Source organism: Streptomyces sp. NPDC008163, from assembly GCF_042956885.1.
Taxonomy (GTDB): Bacteria; Actinomycetota; Actinomycetes; order Streptomycetales; family Streptomycetaceae; genus Streptomyces; species Streptomyces drozdowiczii_A.
The window spans coordinates 303,862-317,671 of record NZ_JBIBHG010000006.1 but is presented as its reverse complement, the minus strand read 5'-3'; the positions used below and the strand labels follow the sequence as shown (position 1 = coordinate 317,671).

Genomic DNA, 13,810 nt, shown 5'->3' with positions numbered 1-13,810 from the left:
GGAGTGGCAGGCCGTTCGGGCGGCGGGGCTCAGTCCAGCAGTGACAGGGCCTGCTCGGCGGCGTCCCGTACGCGGGCGGGGTCGCTCGACGCCTTGCCGACGACCCGTATGCCTTGGAGTAGGACGAGCAGCATGCGGGCCAGTGCGCGCGGGTCGCGGTCCTCCGGCAGCTCACCCTGGGCCTGGGCCCGGATGAGCGCGGAGTGCAGCGGCGTTTCGAGATGCTCCCAGCTGATCTCGACGCGGCGGGCCGCCGCCGGATCGTGCGGTGCCAGCTCGGACGCGGTGTTGGTGATGAGGCATCCGTGCAGCCGCGCCTCCAGCGATGTGGCCTCGTCGGCCATGCGGCGCACCACGGCCCGGACGGCGGGCAGGGCGGGCCCCGGCTGGGACAGCTCCGCGAGAAGGAGCGGATCGCGCCCCTCCGCGTAACGGTCCATGGCCTTCAGGAACAGCTCGTGCTTGTTGCCGAAGGTGGCATAGATGCTGGCCCGGCCGATGCCGAGGTGCTCGACGAGGTCGGCCATCGACGTCGCTTCGTAGCCGCGCTGCCAGAACAGCTCAAGGGCTGCCTGCAGTGCGGCCTCCGGATCGAATTCCTTGGTCCTGGCCACGTTCAAGATCGTAGGCCTTACTGGAACGATCGGTCAATTACCTCGTTCGGGTGATCGTTGCCAGGGGGCGGCCCACCTTCACGATTCTTCGTCGCCGGAGCCGTCGCGGGAAGCGCCGGCAGCGGCAGCGGCACGGCGAATGCCAACAGCGCCACGCCCGCGCCGGTCGCGACGGTCACCGTGACGGCGACGCCGAGGGCCGACGCCACGGCCGACGCCGAGCCGCCCGCACCGAAGGCCACGGCCCGGCCGGCCGACGACGACTCCGGCGCGAAGGTCTCCGTACCCGACTTCGTCGGCATGGGCCTCCAGTCCGCGCAGGACGCGGCCCAGGCCGAGGGCTTCTCCACCCTGACCTCGCACGACAGCGCGGGCCGCGACCGCATGCAGGTGCTCGACCGGAACTGGAAGGTCTGCTCCCAGAACGTCCGGGCGGGCAAGTCGGTCGCCACGACGACCGAGTTGGACTTCGGCGCCGTGAAGACCGAGGAGAAGTGCCCGGCCGAGGGCCAGAAGGCGCCGAAGGCGGTGGGCGGCCGGATGCCCGACCTCGCGGGCAGGTCGGTGAACACCGCGCGCGCCGCGCTCGACTCGGGTACCTCGCTCACCGTCAAGGACGCCGCCGAGGACCGCATGGTGCTGCTGGAGAGCAACTGGAAGGTCTGCACCCAGGCACCGGCGGCGGGTACGAAGCTGAACGGGCAGCCGGTCGAGATCACGGCGGTGAAGTTCGAGGACAGCTGCCCGTAGCGCGTCGTCCCCAGGCGTCCCGTCAGGCAGCCGGCATCTTCGTGACCAGGTCGATCCACGTCCTGGCCTCGGCCGCGAAGTCCACCCGCCCGAGCTCGTGGTGGGCCGCGACCCAGCTGCCGGCGGTTCTGTCCGCGTCGTGCGAGCCCGTCAGCCGGCCGACTCCAGCTCATCGGCCCTCGCCACCAGCCCGGTGGCCACGTCGTCCCAGTCGGGACCGTGCAGCCACAAGCTCTGAGCCGCCTCCCGCAGCAGCGCCGGTTCGTCCGGCCGCTGCAACAGCACGAGTCGGTAAGCCAGGTTGCGTACCCACACGGGCAGGTAGCCATCCACGATGTTCGGGGCCAGCTCACGCAGCATGGCGAGGACGGCGCCCGCGTCGGCGAACGTCAACTCCTCGATGAAGTAGTGCTCGTCGTGCTCCAGCCCGCACGCGGGGGTGGGCCCGTACTCGTCCCCGTAGAGGCAACGCGCATGCGCTGTCGGGCTGCTGTGCATGGACGCGAGGCTAGCGCGGACCGCGCCCGCCCTCAGTCCCCGCCGCCATCGCCGCCGTCACCGTCGAAGATCCAGCTCAGCGGGTTCCAGCCCGAGCCCTCGGCCAGCGGCTCGGCGCCGCGCGTGCGCCCCGGCGTGCCCTCCCGCTCGCGGACCAGGTCCCGTACGGTGCGGGCGATGGGGTCCCGGCCGGCGGAGGCCGTCACTTCGCTGCGCGCCCGGAAGAGCTCGTCCCCCGGCAGTACGTTCCGGGCCAGCCCCATCGCACCGACGAGCGCCGCCAGCAGCCGGGCGCGCTCGTCGTCGGTCGTCCCGTGCCCCATGGCGGACACCCGCTCGCGCGCGGCGGACGTCCGGTCGTCCGGGCCCACGCGGTGGCGGCGCTGCGCGATGACCCCCAGGGCCCGGGTGCGCTCCTCGCGCAGGGCCCCGCGCGCGACGAGCCGGTGGCGCCACACCTCGTCCGTCCTGCCCGCGCTGGTCTTCACACCCGCGGTCTCGCGCACCCACCGCGGGAGCTTGTGCCCCTTACGACGGCCGGCGACCCCGGCCAGCGCCGCGTCCAGAAACGAGTCCCCGAGCGCCGGCGCACCGGTCGCGCCGATCTTCCCGTCCTGTACGACGACCCGCCCGGCCAGCAGCAGTTCGGCGGCCACGGCCCCCGCGATCCCGATCCGCAGCGCATACGGCCGGCACACGGTCCGTCCCTCGACGGGATCGTGCGCGAGCAGCAACAACTCCTCCGGAAGCGTGAAGTGCGGCACGAACACGACGACATGACCCCCCAGCGCCCGACAACCAACATCCCATGCTCGCACGCACGCGCGAGTCCCGGTGAGCGGCTGGGCGCACCCGTGCTGCGCGGAAGCGCGTGGTGCGACCCCTGCCCGAAGGCCTCGCAGCCGGTGAAGCAGCCCACTCTCTGACGTACGCCGATGCGGCCCTGTTCGAGGCCCAGGGCCGGTGACGCGCGAGGCCCCGGAGCCGGCTCGGTACCTCGGTGCCGGGCGCGGCGAGTGCGCTCCGTTCCGCTGTGCTTGTGCGGAGCCGTGACCGCGAACACCGGGACGGCGACCGCTGCGACCGTCACACTCGACGGTGCTGCTGGATCTACGACGAAAGGCGCCAGACGCGTATGACTGCGATCGAGCGATTGTGGGAAGAGTGGACGCTCCCCATCAGGGACGCACTCCATTACGCCGACGGGCGCTCCTACGACGTCGACCTCACCCCGGACGTACCACCGGGTTTCACGGTCGCCGCCCCCTTCGACCTCGACGCGACGCTGGAGGACGATCCGTCGTGGGTCTCCGCCGTCGACGGCCTGACCGTCGTTGACCTGGGGGTGCGGGGTCTGCTGTGGGGCGGCGAGGGGTCGCACGGATCGGATGGCTTCCTCGCGCGGCTGACCACCGACCGGGCACTGATCTGGGCGCTGTTCTTCACCGAGTCCAATCCCTTCGACCGGATCCGGGTCTCGGGAAACACCGCCACGTTCCGTTCGACGCTGGATATCGAGATCGCGGTGGATATCGATGACCCGCGTCGGGGAGAGGGGTGACGGTCGCGGTCGGGTCATCCGACCCCGGGAGGACGACCGACTGCGGGACGCCGGGCCGAGCCGTGCATAGGATCGGCTCTCATGTCGAAGCCTGACGAGCTGCTCGTAGACGTCGCCACACTGGTGGAGTCCGGGCACAGCAACCAGATGTCCCTCACCGTGGTCACCGGTGGTGCCGTCATCACCGGCCGCCTGGCGCCCGAAGCCGTATGGCGGCAGCGGGTGTCCGAGGTCCTGACGGACTCGGCCCGGCTGGGCGAGTTCTCCGCCGTCTTCACCGCTACGGCCCGGAAGGAGAGCCCGCCCGAGTATCTGCACTTCCACATGGCGCGGATCCTCCAGGGCACGGTGGGGATCCCGGAGACGGGCGGGATGTACCGCGTCGCGATCGCGGACATCAGCGCCTGGACCATGGGCGACTTCACGTACTCCGAGCACTGACGGTCCCACCGGTACGCGGGAGGGCCCGGCAGGCACACACGCCGGCCGGGCCCCCGGCCGGCGAAAGGCATGGCGTGCGGGTCCGACAGGACCGGGTAACGTCATCGGCATGTTCTTCCAGGCGCCGATTTACGGGTGAGAGCGAGACGGGCCCGCTGACGTCCCGCGTCACCGCCCCGTCCCCCACCGTGAATCCGTAGATCCCTTCACCACACCACCGGGAGAACCCGTGACCGACAGCAAGAACATCAACAACCCCGTGGGCCAGGGCGGCGGCCAGCGCAAGAAGCTGTCCCGCGCCGAACGGCAGAACAACGGCCCGCACCGCAACCTCGACCGCCAGGGCGCCGCCGACCGCAAGGCGGAGCTGGTGCGCAAGATGCGTGAGAAGACGCGTGCGGCCGGAAGTACGGAGCCGCCGGACGACGACGCCCAGAGCTGACGCCCGCGCCCCCCGGGGCCCAGGCAGCGCCCGAGGACCGCATTCCCCACGGGAGCGCGGTCCTCGGCGCATGCGGTTACGAGGTCGTCGTCCAGCCGCCGTACGGCACGGTGATGAGCTCCATGGCGTGACCCGCCGGATCCATGAAGTACACGCCCCGGCCGCCGTCGTTGTGATTGATGGTGCCCGGCTGCTTCCGGTGGGGGTCGGCGTAGTGCTCGATGCCGCGCTCCCTGATCTGCGCGTACGCCGCCTCGAACTCCTCCTCCGAGACCAGGAAGGCGTAATGCTGCGGCGTGATGCTGTCCACCGGAACGGTCGCGAAGTCCAGGGTGACGCCGTTCCCCAGAGCGACCGCGATGAACGGGCCCCACTCGGCGGTGATCTCGAGGTTGAGCAGGTTCGCGAAGAATTCCGCGGAATCCCGGTTGTTCCGGGCGTGGACGATCGTGTGATTCAACTCGACTGACAAGGAATGCCTCCGAGGGCATGTCCCGACACCTCCATGCCTCACCCAGCCGGTGACCGACACGCGATGTCGCCGTAAACCGTACCCGTATCCACCAATGGATCAAAGAAGGTGCTCCGATCCCGCTGCCGAATGCGAGGTTGCTTCGATTCCGATCCCGATGCCGAATGCAGTGACGGCTTCGAGGCGGATCCGTCCGCGGCGGCCGGACGCGTCGGCGGCACCGTCCGGCTGACGTGCGACGCCGATGCCACGGACGGCGGCCCGGTGATCGAGTCACCCGTGGATGGTGCGGTCCAGGAGTCCGACGCCCGGGTCCTTCTCCAGCTCGCGGTATCCAGCGGCCGAGGGCGGGCCGGGTTATCAGCGGCCGGGCGGCCGCGCGGATGGAATTCCGCTCCTCGGCCACCGCCAGGAGGGCACGAAGACGGCGAAGCCATGCCACGCGGCGCGCCCTGTTCCGGCCTCTGAGCTGGCCTTATGCCGCACTGGTATCGGCTGAGCCAGAGCAGGTCTTTCCCCCGCGCGCTACCGGGGCCATACGTTCATGGCACCGAGAGAGACAGCCCCACGGAAAGGCAGAACAAGATGAGTACCCAGGAGGCCACCGCCGCCGCCAAGGCCGTCGTCCAGGCCTACATGGACACCTTGATGACCGGCGACATCGAGGCCCTGCGCGGCTTCTTCACCGCCGAGTCGACCTGGACCCTGGCCGGCGACCTGCCGCTGTCGGGCACCTGGACGGGGCCGGAGGCGATCCTCGAGGAGTTCGTGCCCCAGATGGTGGCCCGACTGCTGCCGGAGACCATGGAGTTCAGCTTCGACGGTCTGATCGCCGAGGGCGACAGGGTGCTCGCCGAGTGGAACACCCGCGCCCAGGCCAGGTCCGGCGGCTACTACGACCAGCACTGCCTCGCGGTCTTCACCGTCCGCGACGGCAAGATCGCCGCAGTGCGCGAGCACTTCGACACCCTGCACGCCAAGAACGTCGTCTTCACCGAGACCGATCCGACCACCGTGGTGCTGCGGTACTTCGACGCTCTGGCTGCCGGTGATCAGGATGCCATCCGTGACTCCTGGGCCGTGGACGGCAGTTGCTGGTACGGCGGCGATCTGCCGATCTCAGGCACCTGGCAGGGCCGCGACCAGGTGATCAACGGCTTCCTTGCCACCGCCTTCGCGCACCTCGACCCGGAAAAGGAGATCGGCATCAAGGTCACCCACCACTTCGGGGCCGGCGACCAGGTGCTGGTCGAGTGGGACTCCTGGGCCACCGGCAAGACCGGCCGCCCGTACCGCGAGAGCAACGTCGGGGTCTTCACCGTCCGCGACGGCAAGATCACCAACATGCGCGAGTACGCCGACACCCAGCACTGGCAGCGCGCGCTCGTCGCCTGAAACCGCCCACCGACCACCAACCACCCACCCGACAATCCACCCGACAGGACAGCAAGACCATGAAGGCGATATTTCCCGGCGCGCCCGCCGACACCGACCAGCCCGTTCTCATCGGGGAGGCTCCCGAACCCGAACCCGCCGACAACGAAGCGGTGGTCGCGGTCGAGGCGTTCTCTGTCAACCGCGGCGAGACGTTCCAGCTCGACGGCGGCCTGGCCCGCCGCTGGGACGGCTGGCGGCCGGGCAAGGACGTCGCCGGCACCGTCGCACGGGCCGCCGCCGACGGCAGCGGACCCGCCGTCGGCACCCGTGTGGTCGCCCACCCGCCCGCCCACGGCTGGGCCGAACGGGTCGCCGTGCCCACCACCGATCTCGCCGAACTCCCCGACAGCGTCGACGCCGTCACCGCCGCCGCCCTCCCCCTGGCCGGACTCACCGCGCTGCGGCTGCTGCGCGCCACCGGCCCGGTGGCCGGCCGCCGACTGCTGATCACCGGTGCCAGCGGCGGGGTGGGGCACTACGTCACCGAACTGGCCGCCGCCTCCGGCGCCGCCGTCACTGCCGTCAGCGCCACCGTCGAACGCGGTGCGAAGCTGATGGAACTCGGCGCCTGCGAGCTGGTCACCTCCGTCGAGGATGCCGCCGGCCCCTACGACGTGGTGCTGGAGTCCGTCGGCGGAACGAGCCTGCCGACCGCGCTGGCCGCGCTCGCCCCCGGCGGGCTGCTGGTGTGGTTCGGCCAGGCCAGCCGCGAACCTGCCACCCTGAACTTCTTCGACTTCTTCGGGGGCCCCAACCAGGCCCGCATCCAGCACTTCGACTACACCACGTCTGACACCACCTACGGCCACGACCTCGCCGCCCTGGTACGCCTGGTCGCCGGTGGCCGGCTGCACCCCGAAATCGGCTCGGTCCGCGACTGGTCCCGTACCGCCGACGCCATCATCGACCTCCGGGCCCGCCGAGTACGCGGCAACACCGTCCTGACCGTCAGCTGAGCACCGACCGCAATCCCCACACCTATACGCGTGGCGCGGAAGCGGTGCGACGGCCGCGACCACGAGGCCGGCGACCCGGCCCGTCAAAGAGCGGGTGACGAGAATCGAACTCGCGCTCTGAGCTTGGGAATCAGCGGTGTTGGGGGCGTTGACTCGGCTCTGACCTGTCCTTTCGCATGGGCCGGGATGCACAGCCATGGGCTATGGGGACCACGCCCGACCATTGTTGTCCGCTCTGCTGGGCACGGGGGTGGGCGGCGCGACGATCCAGGCGGAGAGCTGTTCCGAGTCCAGGACGACGGTGTCGATGTCGCTCGCTCACGCGGTGTCCGCGCCCTTGGAGGCGACTGTGGAACCGAAGATCTTCGCGCGGGCCTCGGCAAGCTCTTCGTCACTGAAAGACCCGTGCTCCTCTATGTGAGCCAGGGCACACACTGGAGGTCGATCATCTTGCCGCTCGTCGTCGGTCATACGGGTGACACCGTCGCAACGAGGAAGGCACGCCATGACCGGCACGTTCACCACACCCGGCCCCATCCACTCGGTAGCCACCATCCAGCGATCCACGGCGCGGTGGCTGACGGTCGGTGGTGTGGTGGCAGGTCCACTGTTCCTTGCGACCGGAATCGCCCAGGGCCTCACGCGCGACGGCTTCGACTTCACTCGAAACGCGATCAGCCAACTCGCTCTGGGTGGGGCCGGCTGGGTTCAGACGCTGAGTTTCGTGGTCACCGGAGCGCTGCTGTTCGTCGGCGCGGCCGGGCTACGGCGGACTCTTCACAGAGGCCCCGCCGAGGTATGGGCACCGGCCTTGGTCGGAGTGTTCGGCCTCTCCTTCTGTGCAGCAGCCGCCTTCCCGGCCGACGCCGGTGCGGGCTTCCCCGCAGGCTCCCCGGACGCGACGGTGATGAGCGGCCACGGTGCGGTCCACATGGCTGCCGGAATGATCGGCTATCTCGCTCTGTGTGCGGCACTCGTCGTTCTGGCTCGCCCGCTTGCCGCCCGGGGTCTTCGCCGCTGGGCCGTGGCATCGCGTGTCATGCCTGTGGCTGTCCTCGCCGGATTCGCGGCCTCTGCCGCCTCGGTTCTTGCGTTTACCGCCAGTGCCGGCTTCGGTCTGTTGTGGCTGAGCGCGGTGATGGCGCGGCTGGCCGACACTCCGGGCGACCACTAGCAGAACGCTGTTCTCACCCGTACCACCAAGAGGATCACGATCCGAAAAGGAGCAACCATGAACGACAACGCGGTGAAAGGCCCTGCCAGTTACTTCCCGTCCATCGAGAAGAAGTACGGCCGTCCGATCGCGGAGTGGAAGGGTCTCATTCGTTCCTCCCCGCTCACCAAGCACATGGAGCTGGTCGGCTGGCTCAAGTCCGAACACGGACTCGGCCACGGTCATGCGAATGCCCTCGTCGCCCACACACTCGCCGAGGGCAGCGCCAAGTGATCAGGTCGGGACGCCGGGACATGCTTCACCGCTCAGGTGTCCTGGCAGGCCGAACAGAGGGAAGAGGAGCGCGGTGTCACGGAATGCCGTGATGCTCTCGATGCGGTCGCCGGAGAACTCGAGGACTTGGAGAGCCCAGGGCTCGTAGCCGGTCCCATCCGTACGGGGCCGGTACTGGCCGAAGGCGGGGGAGCTGTTCGCCACGGTCGGGATGAGCCGCGAACCGCGGCAGCCGACGGCTGGTCCGGTCAGCCACGACTTGATATCGGCCATCCCGCGCATCCACTTCGCGTACGGCGGCAGGGACAGAGTGGCGTCGACGTGGAGCAGCAATCCCAGCTCCTCCATGTCGTACCGGGAGAACGCCGTCGCGTACCGCTCGGCCAGGACCTGCTGGGTGCCACCGGGCGCCGGGAGGCCGAGTTCGCCGGTCCTGTCCCGGCGGTCGGCCAGAGTGGCGCGGGCCCGCTGGAGAGCGCTGTTGGCGGAGGCGAGGGTGCAGCCGTGCAGGTCGGCGACCTCGCGGGCCGAGAAGCCGAGGACATCCCGCAGGAGCAGCGTGGCTCGCTGCTTGGGCGGCAGGTGCTGGAGCGCGGCGACGAACGCCAGCCGCACCGACTCGCCGGTCATCGCGGAAGCCGCCGGATCGCCATCGGGCAGAGGGTTGATCCACAGCGTGCTGTCCGCCGGTGCGCCTGGAGGCGCGGCGCCGTCCGACGGCCCGGACAGGTCCATCGGCAGCGCCCGCCGCCTCCCGGCAGCCAGGGCGTCCAGACACACGTTGGTGGCGATGCGGTACACCCATGAGCGCAGGGACGACCTGCCCTCGAACTGCCCGGCGTTCTGCCAAGCTCGGACGAGGGTCTGCTGAGCGGCGTCCTCGGCTTCTGCGTACGACCCCAGCATGCGATAGCAGTAACGAACCAACTCGCCTCGGTATGGCTCAAGTTCCAGCACCGTCGCCCGCGCCTCGTCATCCATGCCGCTCCCCCCGCTCTCGACGACGCGCCACCTCAGCATGTGGCCAGGCGTGCCCGTCCGGCGCGCATAACGATAGGGCTGCGGGCATGTGCGGCGATCCTGAGGTCTGGGCAACGACGGACCCCCAGGTCTACGACCTGGGGGTTCATGGAAGAGCGGGTGACGAGAATCGAACTCGCGCTCTGAGCTTGGGAATCAGCGATTCTGGGTCAGTGAAAGTGGTCCTGACCTGCGTGTTCGGTCGGGATGTGTGAGGTCGGTGTGGTCTATGGATACCGCACGTGACCGCGGTTGTCCGCTCTGAAGGGCACGGATGGGGCACGTTCGCTGGGTGCTGACTGGCCAGACGTGCATCTTGCTGAGCATGTCCGGTCTCCACGCGGCCATCAGTCTTCGTGCGGAGTCTCCAGCTCTTGGAGTCGTTCGCCGATGTCGGTGGCCCATGCCTGTGCCCACTGGCGCAGCCCGATTGTTGCTTGCTCGTCGAGTCCGTAGGCGGCGAATTCCGTGTCGTCGATCCAGTCGGCTCCCATCAACCGTGCTTGGAGCTCGCTCAGGTCGAAGGAGTCGCGGGCGTGACGCCGTCCGAGCTCTTCGAGTTCGACGTGGCTCCAGCGGTTCGTGGCGGCCTGTACGTCGATCAGGTCCCTGGCGAGACCCCGGTCGGCCAGTGCGCGGACCTTGGTGCCGACGACGTCTTCGAGGGAGAGCACCAAGCCGTGCTCTGTGTGTACGGGGGGCCGCCAGAGTGCTTCCTTGAGGATGTCGACCTCGCACTCGTCACGGCTGACAGGGTCGGTGACGATCAGGCGCGCGGACAGCGGGTCTGTTTCCAGAGCACTGACCTGCCATCCGCAGTGCTCCAAGCCGATGCGTACGGCGGTCGCGATGTCCTCCATGCGCTGGGGATTTTCGGTCGCGACATCGAGGTCCTGGCTGAGCCGATCGACCAGGCGCCGTGCGCCTGGACAGCGTAGCCACCGGTAAGCGCCAGAGGGTATTCGCCACCTACGGCGAGCACATCAGCCAGCAGGCGACGGTGCAGGTCGGTGAGGTTCACGCAGCAGCCTGGGCACTGTGAGCCAGCTCGTCGAAGGCGCGTTCCCAGACTTCACGGACATCACGGCTGATCAGCGTGCGCAGTGTGGGCCACAGGCTGACGAGGAGGCTGCGATTGAGGTACCGCACCAGGTCGTCGTGCTGGCCCTCGGCCAGGACGATGCGGTAATAGCTCATCCGCAGCCGTGGCTGGTCGAGGTCGAACGTGGTCAGTCCCGACCACGCAAGGGGGAGCGGCAGGCTCACCGTGCCGTGCTCGGGGCCGGCGAGCTCGGACAGCGCTGCGGGCATGCGCCGGGCGAACTTGGCACGACGGAGATCGGAAAGGCTGGGCTGTGATGCCATACGTCGATTATCCAGGGAGAGGCCACCGAAGCCGACCGAACGCATCCAAGGTGACCCAAACAAAGAAGCCCCGGGCCACTGGCCTGGGGCTTTTTCATGGAGCGGGTGACGAGAATCGAACTCGCGCTCTGAGCTTGGGAAGCTCATGTTCTACCATTAAACTACACCCGCGAAAATGGCCGATGTGGTATCCAGCGGCGCATCCTCGGACACTGTACCCCATCGTGATCCCCTCGCGGCGACGTCCCGGATCCGCTGTGCGCGGCGCGGGAGTTGGGGGCGTAGCGTGGGTGGGCGGAGTGGTGTGTGGAGGGGGCCCTGTTCATCCCCTAATGTGGCGGTCTCGTCCACGGCTTGATGGGGAAGGGACTTGATGGACTCCATGGAGCGCACCGTCGTCCGCTGTGCCGAAGGGCACGTTTTCGCAACCAGCTCGTTTCCGATGCAGCAGCTCGGGGCAGGGCGGATCGGGCCCGGGCGGCTCATCCGGTGTCCCCGGTGTGCTCGGTTGCGGCATGCCGTGCCCGTGGTGCTTGAGCAGCGGTAGCGGCGGCGGGTGACGGACGACAGGCGCGCGGGCGGCCCGATGAGGGCGGGCCCGCGCGTTCTGCGTATCCTCGGTGGGTGCTTCTCTCAGACAAGGACATCCGCGCCGAGATCGACGCCGGACGCGTACGCATTGATCCATTCGACGCGTCGATGGTGCAGCCGTCGAGCATCGACGTGCGGCTCGACCGCTATTTCCGGGTGTTCGAGAACCACCGCTACCCGCACATCGACCCCGCCGTCGAGCAGGTGGATCTCACCCGCACCGTCGAACCGGAGGGGGACGACGCGTTCATCCTGCACCCCGGGGAGTTCGTGCTGGCGTCGACGTACGAGGTCATCTCGCTGCCCGACGATCTCGCGTCGCGGCTGGAGGGAAAGAGCTCGCTCGGCCGGCTCGGGCTGGTCACGCATTCCACGGCGGGCTTCATCGACCCGGGCTTCTCCGGGCATGTGACCCTTGAGCTGTCGAATCTCGCGACGCTGCCGATAAAGCTCTGGCCCGGAATGAAGATCGGCCAGCTGTGCATGTTCCGGCTGAGTTCTCCTTCGGAGTTCCCTTACGGCTCCGAGCGGTACGGGTCGCGATATCAGGGGCAGCGCGGTCCCACCGCGTCGCGCTCCTTCATGAATTTCCACCGGACGCAGGTGTGAGGGCCCGATGACTGACGATGTACGCGAGAACCTGACGTACGACGGCTTCGGGCACGCCGTGCGGGAGCTGGCGCAGGCCGTGGCCGACGACGGGTACGAGCCGGACGTGGTGCTGAGCATCGCGCGCGGCGGTGTGTTCGTCGCGGGCGGTCTGGCGTACGCGCTGGACTGCAAGAACATCCACCTGGTGAACGTGGAGTTCTACACGGGCGTGGGCACCACCCTGGAGATGCCGGTCATGCTGGCGCCCGTGCCCAACGTGATCGACTTCTCGGACAAGAAGGTCCTCATCGCCGACGACGTCGCCGACACCGGCAAGACGCTGAAGCTGGTGCGCGACTTCTGCATCGACCACGTCGCCGAGGTGCGGTCCGCGGTCATCTACGAGAAGTCGCACTCGCTCGTGAAGTGCGAGTACGTGTGGAAGAAGACCGACCGCTGGATCAACTTCCCGTGGAGTGTCGAGAAGCCCGTCGTGCGGCGCAGTGGGCAGGTCCTCGACGCGTAGTAACAGCCTCGCAGCGCGAAAGGGCCCCGGTCACCCGGGGCCCTTTCGCGTACGTGCGGCGCAGCCGTCAGATCGTGCCCAGCTTCAGGATCGACACCAGCGCGAGCAGCTGGATCGCCGACGCGCCCAGCGCCTTCGGCCACGGCAGGTCGTGCGACTTGCTCACCATCGAGGTGAGGAGCGCCGCCGCGGCCAGCCAGGTGACCCAGCCGAGGATGACGACCAGTGCGTTCTCGCCGCCCAGGAAGATCGCGAAGACCAGGCGCGGGACGTCCGTGATCGACATGATCAGCATGGAGAGGCCCACCGTCGGCTGCCACGCGCCGTCGCCGCCGAGCTGGCGGGCCAGTGTGTGGGTGACCGCGCCGAGTACCAGGCCGCCGAGCACGAAGCAGACGCCCGTGAGGATCACGTAGGGCACGGCGCTGGAGACCGGGGCGTGGATCGCGTCGTCGCGCGCCTGGTCGAAGCCGAAGAGCGCCAGCAGGCCGTACAGGAACGTCACGATCAGGGCCGGACCCCAGACCGCGTAGTCGCGCATCTGCCAGAACGTCGGGCCGGGGCGCGTCACGATGCCGCTCAGCAATTGCTTCCAGTGCAGGCGCGGGCCTATGGGGGCCGCGGGCGCGTGGCCGGCGCGGTAGGCGTTGCCGTCGCTGTACGGCTCCTCGTCCACGCGGAACGCCTGCGTGTGACCCGGATTGTTCGCGTACGGGTCGCCGCCGTGGTTGGGGCCCTGGGGATACGGGTACGGCGTCGGGTCGGTGAAGTACTCCGGCTCGTCCGGACCGGCGCCGGCGTAGCCGCCGCCCGGGTAGCCACCACCCCCTTGGCGGCCGCCGTGGTGACCCGGTGCGGCGTGGTGCGGGGCGCCCTGTCCTCCCGACGGCGGCCATTGCTGCTGCCCGTACGGCGGCGGTGCCTGATTGCCGTACGGCTGCTGCCGCGGTTGCTGTTGCCCTTGCTGCGGGGTGCGGTTGTCCCGGCCGCGTCCGATCCTGAATCCAGCCACGTCATCGAACGTACCCGGTCCGCCGGTTACGAGAGCCCGGGGCCGGGGAAGTACCGGCCTTTGACGCCCAGCTGTGACATCCCCTAG

At 69.1% G+C, this 13,810-nt stretch carries 18 protein-coding genes, 1 tRNA gene and 1 pseudogene; 10 read left to right on the top strand and 10 right to left on the bottom strand.

From position 1 onward, the window contains the following. Window positions 1-29 precede the first annotated feature (29 nt). The gene (locus tag ACFZAT_RS16285; RefSeq protein WP_391264812.1) at window positions 30-614 is read right to left on the bottom strand and encodes a TetR family transcriptional regulator; all 585 of its coding nucleotides are present in this window, start codon (window positions 612-614) and stop codon (window positions 30-32) included. Window positions 615-671: 57 nt separating this feature from the next. On the opposite strand from ACFZAT_RS16285, the gene ACFZAT_RS16280 reads away from it, so the two are divergent. Next, on the top strand, window positions 672-1,364 hold the full coding sequence (locus tag ACFZAT_RS16280) for a hypothetical protein (RefSeq protein WP_391264810.1): 693 nt from the start codon (window positions 672-674) through the stop codon (window positions 1,362-1,364). 150 nt (window positions 1,365-1,514) lie between these two features. Here the strand turns inward: ACFZAT_RS16280 and ACFZAT_RS16275 are convergent, their stop codons facing one another. Both ACFZAT_RS16275 and ACFZAT_RS16270 read right to left on the bottom strand, forming a co-directional pair. Further along, the gene (locus ACFZAT_RS16275) at window positions 1,515-1,862 is read right to left on the bottom strand and encodes a hypothetical protein (protein WP_391264808.1); all 348 of its coding nucleotides are present in this window, start codon (window positions 1,860-1,862) and stop codon (window positions 1,515-1,517) included. A 32-nt stretch (window positions 1,863-1,894) separates the two neighbouring features. Beyond that, window positions 1,895-2,626, bottom strand: a complete 732-nt coding sequence (locus tag ACFZAT_RS16270) for a GPP34 family phosphoprotein (RefSeq protein ID WP_391264806.1) — start codon at window positions 2,624-2,626, stop codon at window positions 1,895-1,897. 371 nt (window positions 2,627-2,997) lie between these two features. Here ACFZAT_RS16270 and ACFZAT_RS16265 point away from each other — a divergent pair, with 371 nt between their 5' ends. From ACFZAT_RS16265 to ACFZAT_RS16255, 3 genes are all read left to right on the top strand, one after another. Then, window positions 2,998-3,423 (top strand): hypothetical protein, encoded by a 426-nt coding sequence (locus tag ACFZAT_RS16265; RefSeq protein WP_391264804.1) that lies wholly within the window; start codon window positions 2,998-3,000, stop codon window positions 3,421-3,423. 81 nt (window positions 3,424-3,504) lie between these two features. Next, a complete protein-coding gene (locus ACFZAT_RS16260) occupies window positions 3,505-3,864 on the top strand; it encodes a hypothetical protein (RefSeq protein ID WP_391264802.1) in 360 nt (119 codons plus the stop codon). Between the two features lie 229 nt (window positions 3,865-4,093). Continuing rightward, the gene (locus ACFZAT_RS16255; RefSeq protein ID WP_391264800.1) at window positions 4,094-4,306 is read left to right on the top strand and encodes a DUF6243 family protein; all 213 of its coding nucleotides are present in this window, start codon (window positions 4,094-4,096) and stop codon (window positions 4,304-4,306) included. A 76-nt stretch (window positions 4,307-4,382) separates the two neighbouring features. Here ACFZAT_RS16255 and ACFZAT_RS16250 read toward each other — a convergent pair whose 3' ends face one another. Next, window positions 4,383-4,778 (bottom strand): VOC family protein, encoded by a 396-nt coding sequence (locus ACFZAT_RS16250; RefSeq protein ID WP_391264798.1) that lies wholly within the window; start codon window positions 4,776-4,778, stop codon window positions 4,383-4,385. A 585-nt stretch (window positions 4,779-5,363) separates the two neighbouring features. On the opposite strand from ACFZAT_RS16250, the gene ACFZAT_RS16245 reads away from it, so the two are divergent. Together ACFZAT_RS16245 and ACFZAT_RS16240 are read left to right on the top strand one after the other, a co-directional pair. Further along, complete coding sequence (locus ACFZAT_RS16245; protein ID WP_391264796.1) at window positions 5,364-6,173, top strand: nuclear transport factor 2 family protein; 810 nt, start codon at window positions 5,364-5,366, stop codon at window positions 6,171-6,173. Between the two features lie 59 nt (window positions 6,174-6,232). Continuing rightward, window positions 6,233-7,171: a zinc-binding dehydrogenase gene (locus ACFZAT_RS16240; RefSeq protein ID WP_391264794.1), complete on the top strand. Its 939-nt coding sequence runs from the start codon at window positions 6,233-6,235 to the stop codon at window positions 7,169-7,171. Window positions 7,172-7,489: 318 nt separating this feature from the next. On the opposite strand, the gene ACFZAT_RS16235 is transcribed toward ACFZAT_RS16240, so the two are convergent. Beyond that, window positions 7,490-7,642, bottom strand: a complete 153-nt coding sequence (locus ACFZAT_RS16235; RefSeq protein ID WP_391265034.1) for a hypothetical protein — start codon at window positions 7,640-7,642, stop codon at window positions 7,490-7,492. A gap of 34 nt (window positions 7,643-7,676) precedes the next feature. Here ACFZAT_RS16235 and ACFZAT_RS16230 point away from each other — a divergent pair, with 34 nt between their 5' ends. Both ACFZAT_RS16230 and ACFZAT_RS16225 read left to right on the top strand, forming a co-directional pair. Then, the gene (locus ACFZAT_RS16230) at window positions 7,677-8,345 is read left to right on the top strand and encodes a DUF998 domain-containing protein (protein WP_391264792.1); all 669 of its coding nucleotides are present in this window, start codon (window positions 7,677-7,679) and stop codon (window positions 8,343-8,345) included. 57 nt (window positions 8,346-8,402) lie between these two features. Next, window positions 8,403-8,618: a DUF4287 domain-containing protein gene (locus ACFZAT_RS16225; protein WP_391264791.1), complete on the top strand. Its 216-nt coding sequence runs from the start codon at window positions 8,403-8,405 to the stop codon at window positions 8,616-8,618. On the opposite strand, the gene ACFZAT_RS16220 is transcribed toward ACFZAT_RS16225, so the two are convergent. The 4 genes and pseudogenes from ACFZAT_RS16220 to ACFZAT_RS16205 all read right to left on the bottom strand — a co-directional run bounded on the left by ACFZAT_RS16220 (window position 8,619) and on the right by ACFZAT_RS16205 (window position 11,174). Further along, a complete protein-coding gene (locus ACFZAT_RS16220) occupies window positions 8,619-9,599 on the bottom strand; it encodes an RNA polymerase subunit sigma-70 (RefSeq protein ID WP_391264789.1) in 981 nt (326 codons plus the stop codon). It lies immediately after the preceding gene. A 386-nt stretch (window positions 9,600-9,985) separates the two neighbouring features. After that, a pseudogene (locus ACFZAT_RS16215) lies at window positions 9,986-10,659 on the bottom strand (nucleotidyl transferase AbiEii/AbiGii toxin family protein). Beyond that, window positions 10,656-11,003, bottom strand: coding sequence for a transcriptional regulator (locus ACFZAT_RS16210; RefSeq protein ID WP_391264787.1), 348 nt, complete (start codon window positions 11,001-11,003; stop codon window positions 10,656-10,658). The pseudogene ACFZAT_RS16215 and the gene ACFZAT_RS16210 overlap by 4 nt, the downstream one beginning before the upstream one ends. A 97-nt stretch (window positions 11,004-11,100) precedes the next feature. Beyond that, window positions 11,101-11,174 (bottom strand) — tRNA-Gly (locus ACFZAT_RS16205). A 453-nt stretch (window positions 11,175-11,627) separates the two neighbouring features. Between ACFZAT_RS16205 and dcd the strand changes: the two genes are divergently transcribed. Both dcd and ACFZAT_RS16195 read left to right on the top strand, forming a co-directional pair. After that, a complete protein-coding gene (dcd, locus tag ACFZAT_RS16200) occupies window positions 11,628-12,203 on the top strand; it encodes a dCTP deaminase (protein WP_018102070.1) in 576 nt (191 codons plus the stop codon). Window positions 12,204-12,210: 7 nt separating this feature from the next. Beyond that, window positions 12,211-12,711: a phosphoribosyltransferase family protein gene (locus ACFZAT_RS16195; protein WP_391264784.1), complete on the top strand. Its 501-nt coding sequence runs from the start codon at window positions 12,211-12,213 to the stop codon at window positions 12,709-12,711. Window positions 12,712-12,778: 67 nt separating this feature from the next. Here ACFZAT_RS16195 and ACFZAT_RS16190 read toward each other — a convergent pair whose 3' ends face one another. Continuing rightward, window positions 12,779-13,723: a YIP1 family protein gene (locus tag ACFZAT_RS16190; RefSeq protein WP_391264782.1), complete on the bottom strand. Its 945-nt coding sequence runs from the start codon at window positions 13,721-13,723 to the stop codon at window positions 12,779-12,781. Between the last annotated feature and the right edge of the window lie 87 nt (window positions 13,724-13,810).

Coding starts and splice junctions, on each gene's coding strand:
- ACFZAT_RS16195 (WP_391264784.1), top strand. CDS start 12,211: ATGACTGACGATGTACGCGAGAACCTGACGTACGACGGCTTCGGGCAC.
- ACFZAT_RS16265 (WP_391264804.1), top strand. CDS start 2,998: ATGACTGCGATCGAGCGATTGTGGGAAGAGTGGACGCTCCCCATCAGG.
- ACFZAT_RS16210 (WP_391264787.1), bottom strand. CDS start 11,003: ATGGCATCACAGCCCAGCCTTTCCGATCTCCGTCGTGCCAAGTTCGCC.
- ACFZAT_RS16275 (WP_391264808.1), bottom strand. CDS start 1,862: ATGCACAGCAGCCCGACAGCGCATGCGCGTTGCCTCTACGGGGACGAG.
- ACFZAT_RS16260 (WP_391264802.1), top strand. CDS start 3,505: ATGTCGAAGCCTGACGAGCTGCTCGTAGACGTCGCCACACTGGTGGAG.
- ACFZAT_RS16245 (WP_391264796.1), top strand. CDS start 5,364: ATGAGTACCCAGGAGGCCACCGCCGCCGCCAAGGCCGTCGTCCAGGCC.
- ACFZAT_RS16225 (WP_391264791.1), top strand. CDS start 8,403: ATGAACGACAACGCGGTGAAAGGCCCTGCCAGTTACTTCCCGTCCATC.
- ACFZAT_RS16230 (WP_391264792.1), top strand. CDS start 7,677: ATGACCGGCACGTTCACCACACCCGGCCCCATCCACTCGGTAGCCACC.
- ACFZAT_RS16220 (WP_391264789.1), bottom strand. CDS start 9,599: ATGGATGACGAGGCGCGGGCGACGGTGCTGGAACTTGAGCCATACCGA.
- ACFZAT_RS16240 (WP_391264794.1), top strand. CDS start 6,233: ATGAAGGCGATATTTCCCGGCGCGCCCGCCGACACCGACCAGCCCGTT.
- ACFZAT_RS16235 (WP_391265034.1), bottom strand. CDS start 7,642: ATGACCGACGACGAGCGGCAAGATGATCGACCTCCAGTGTGTGCCCTG.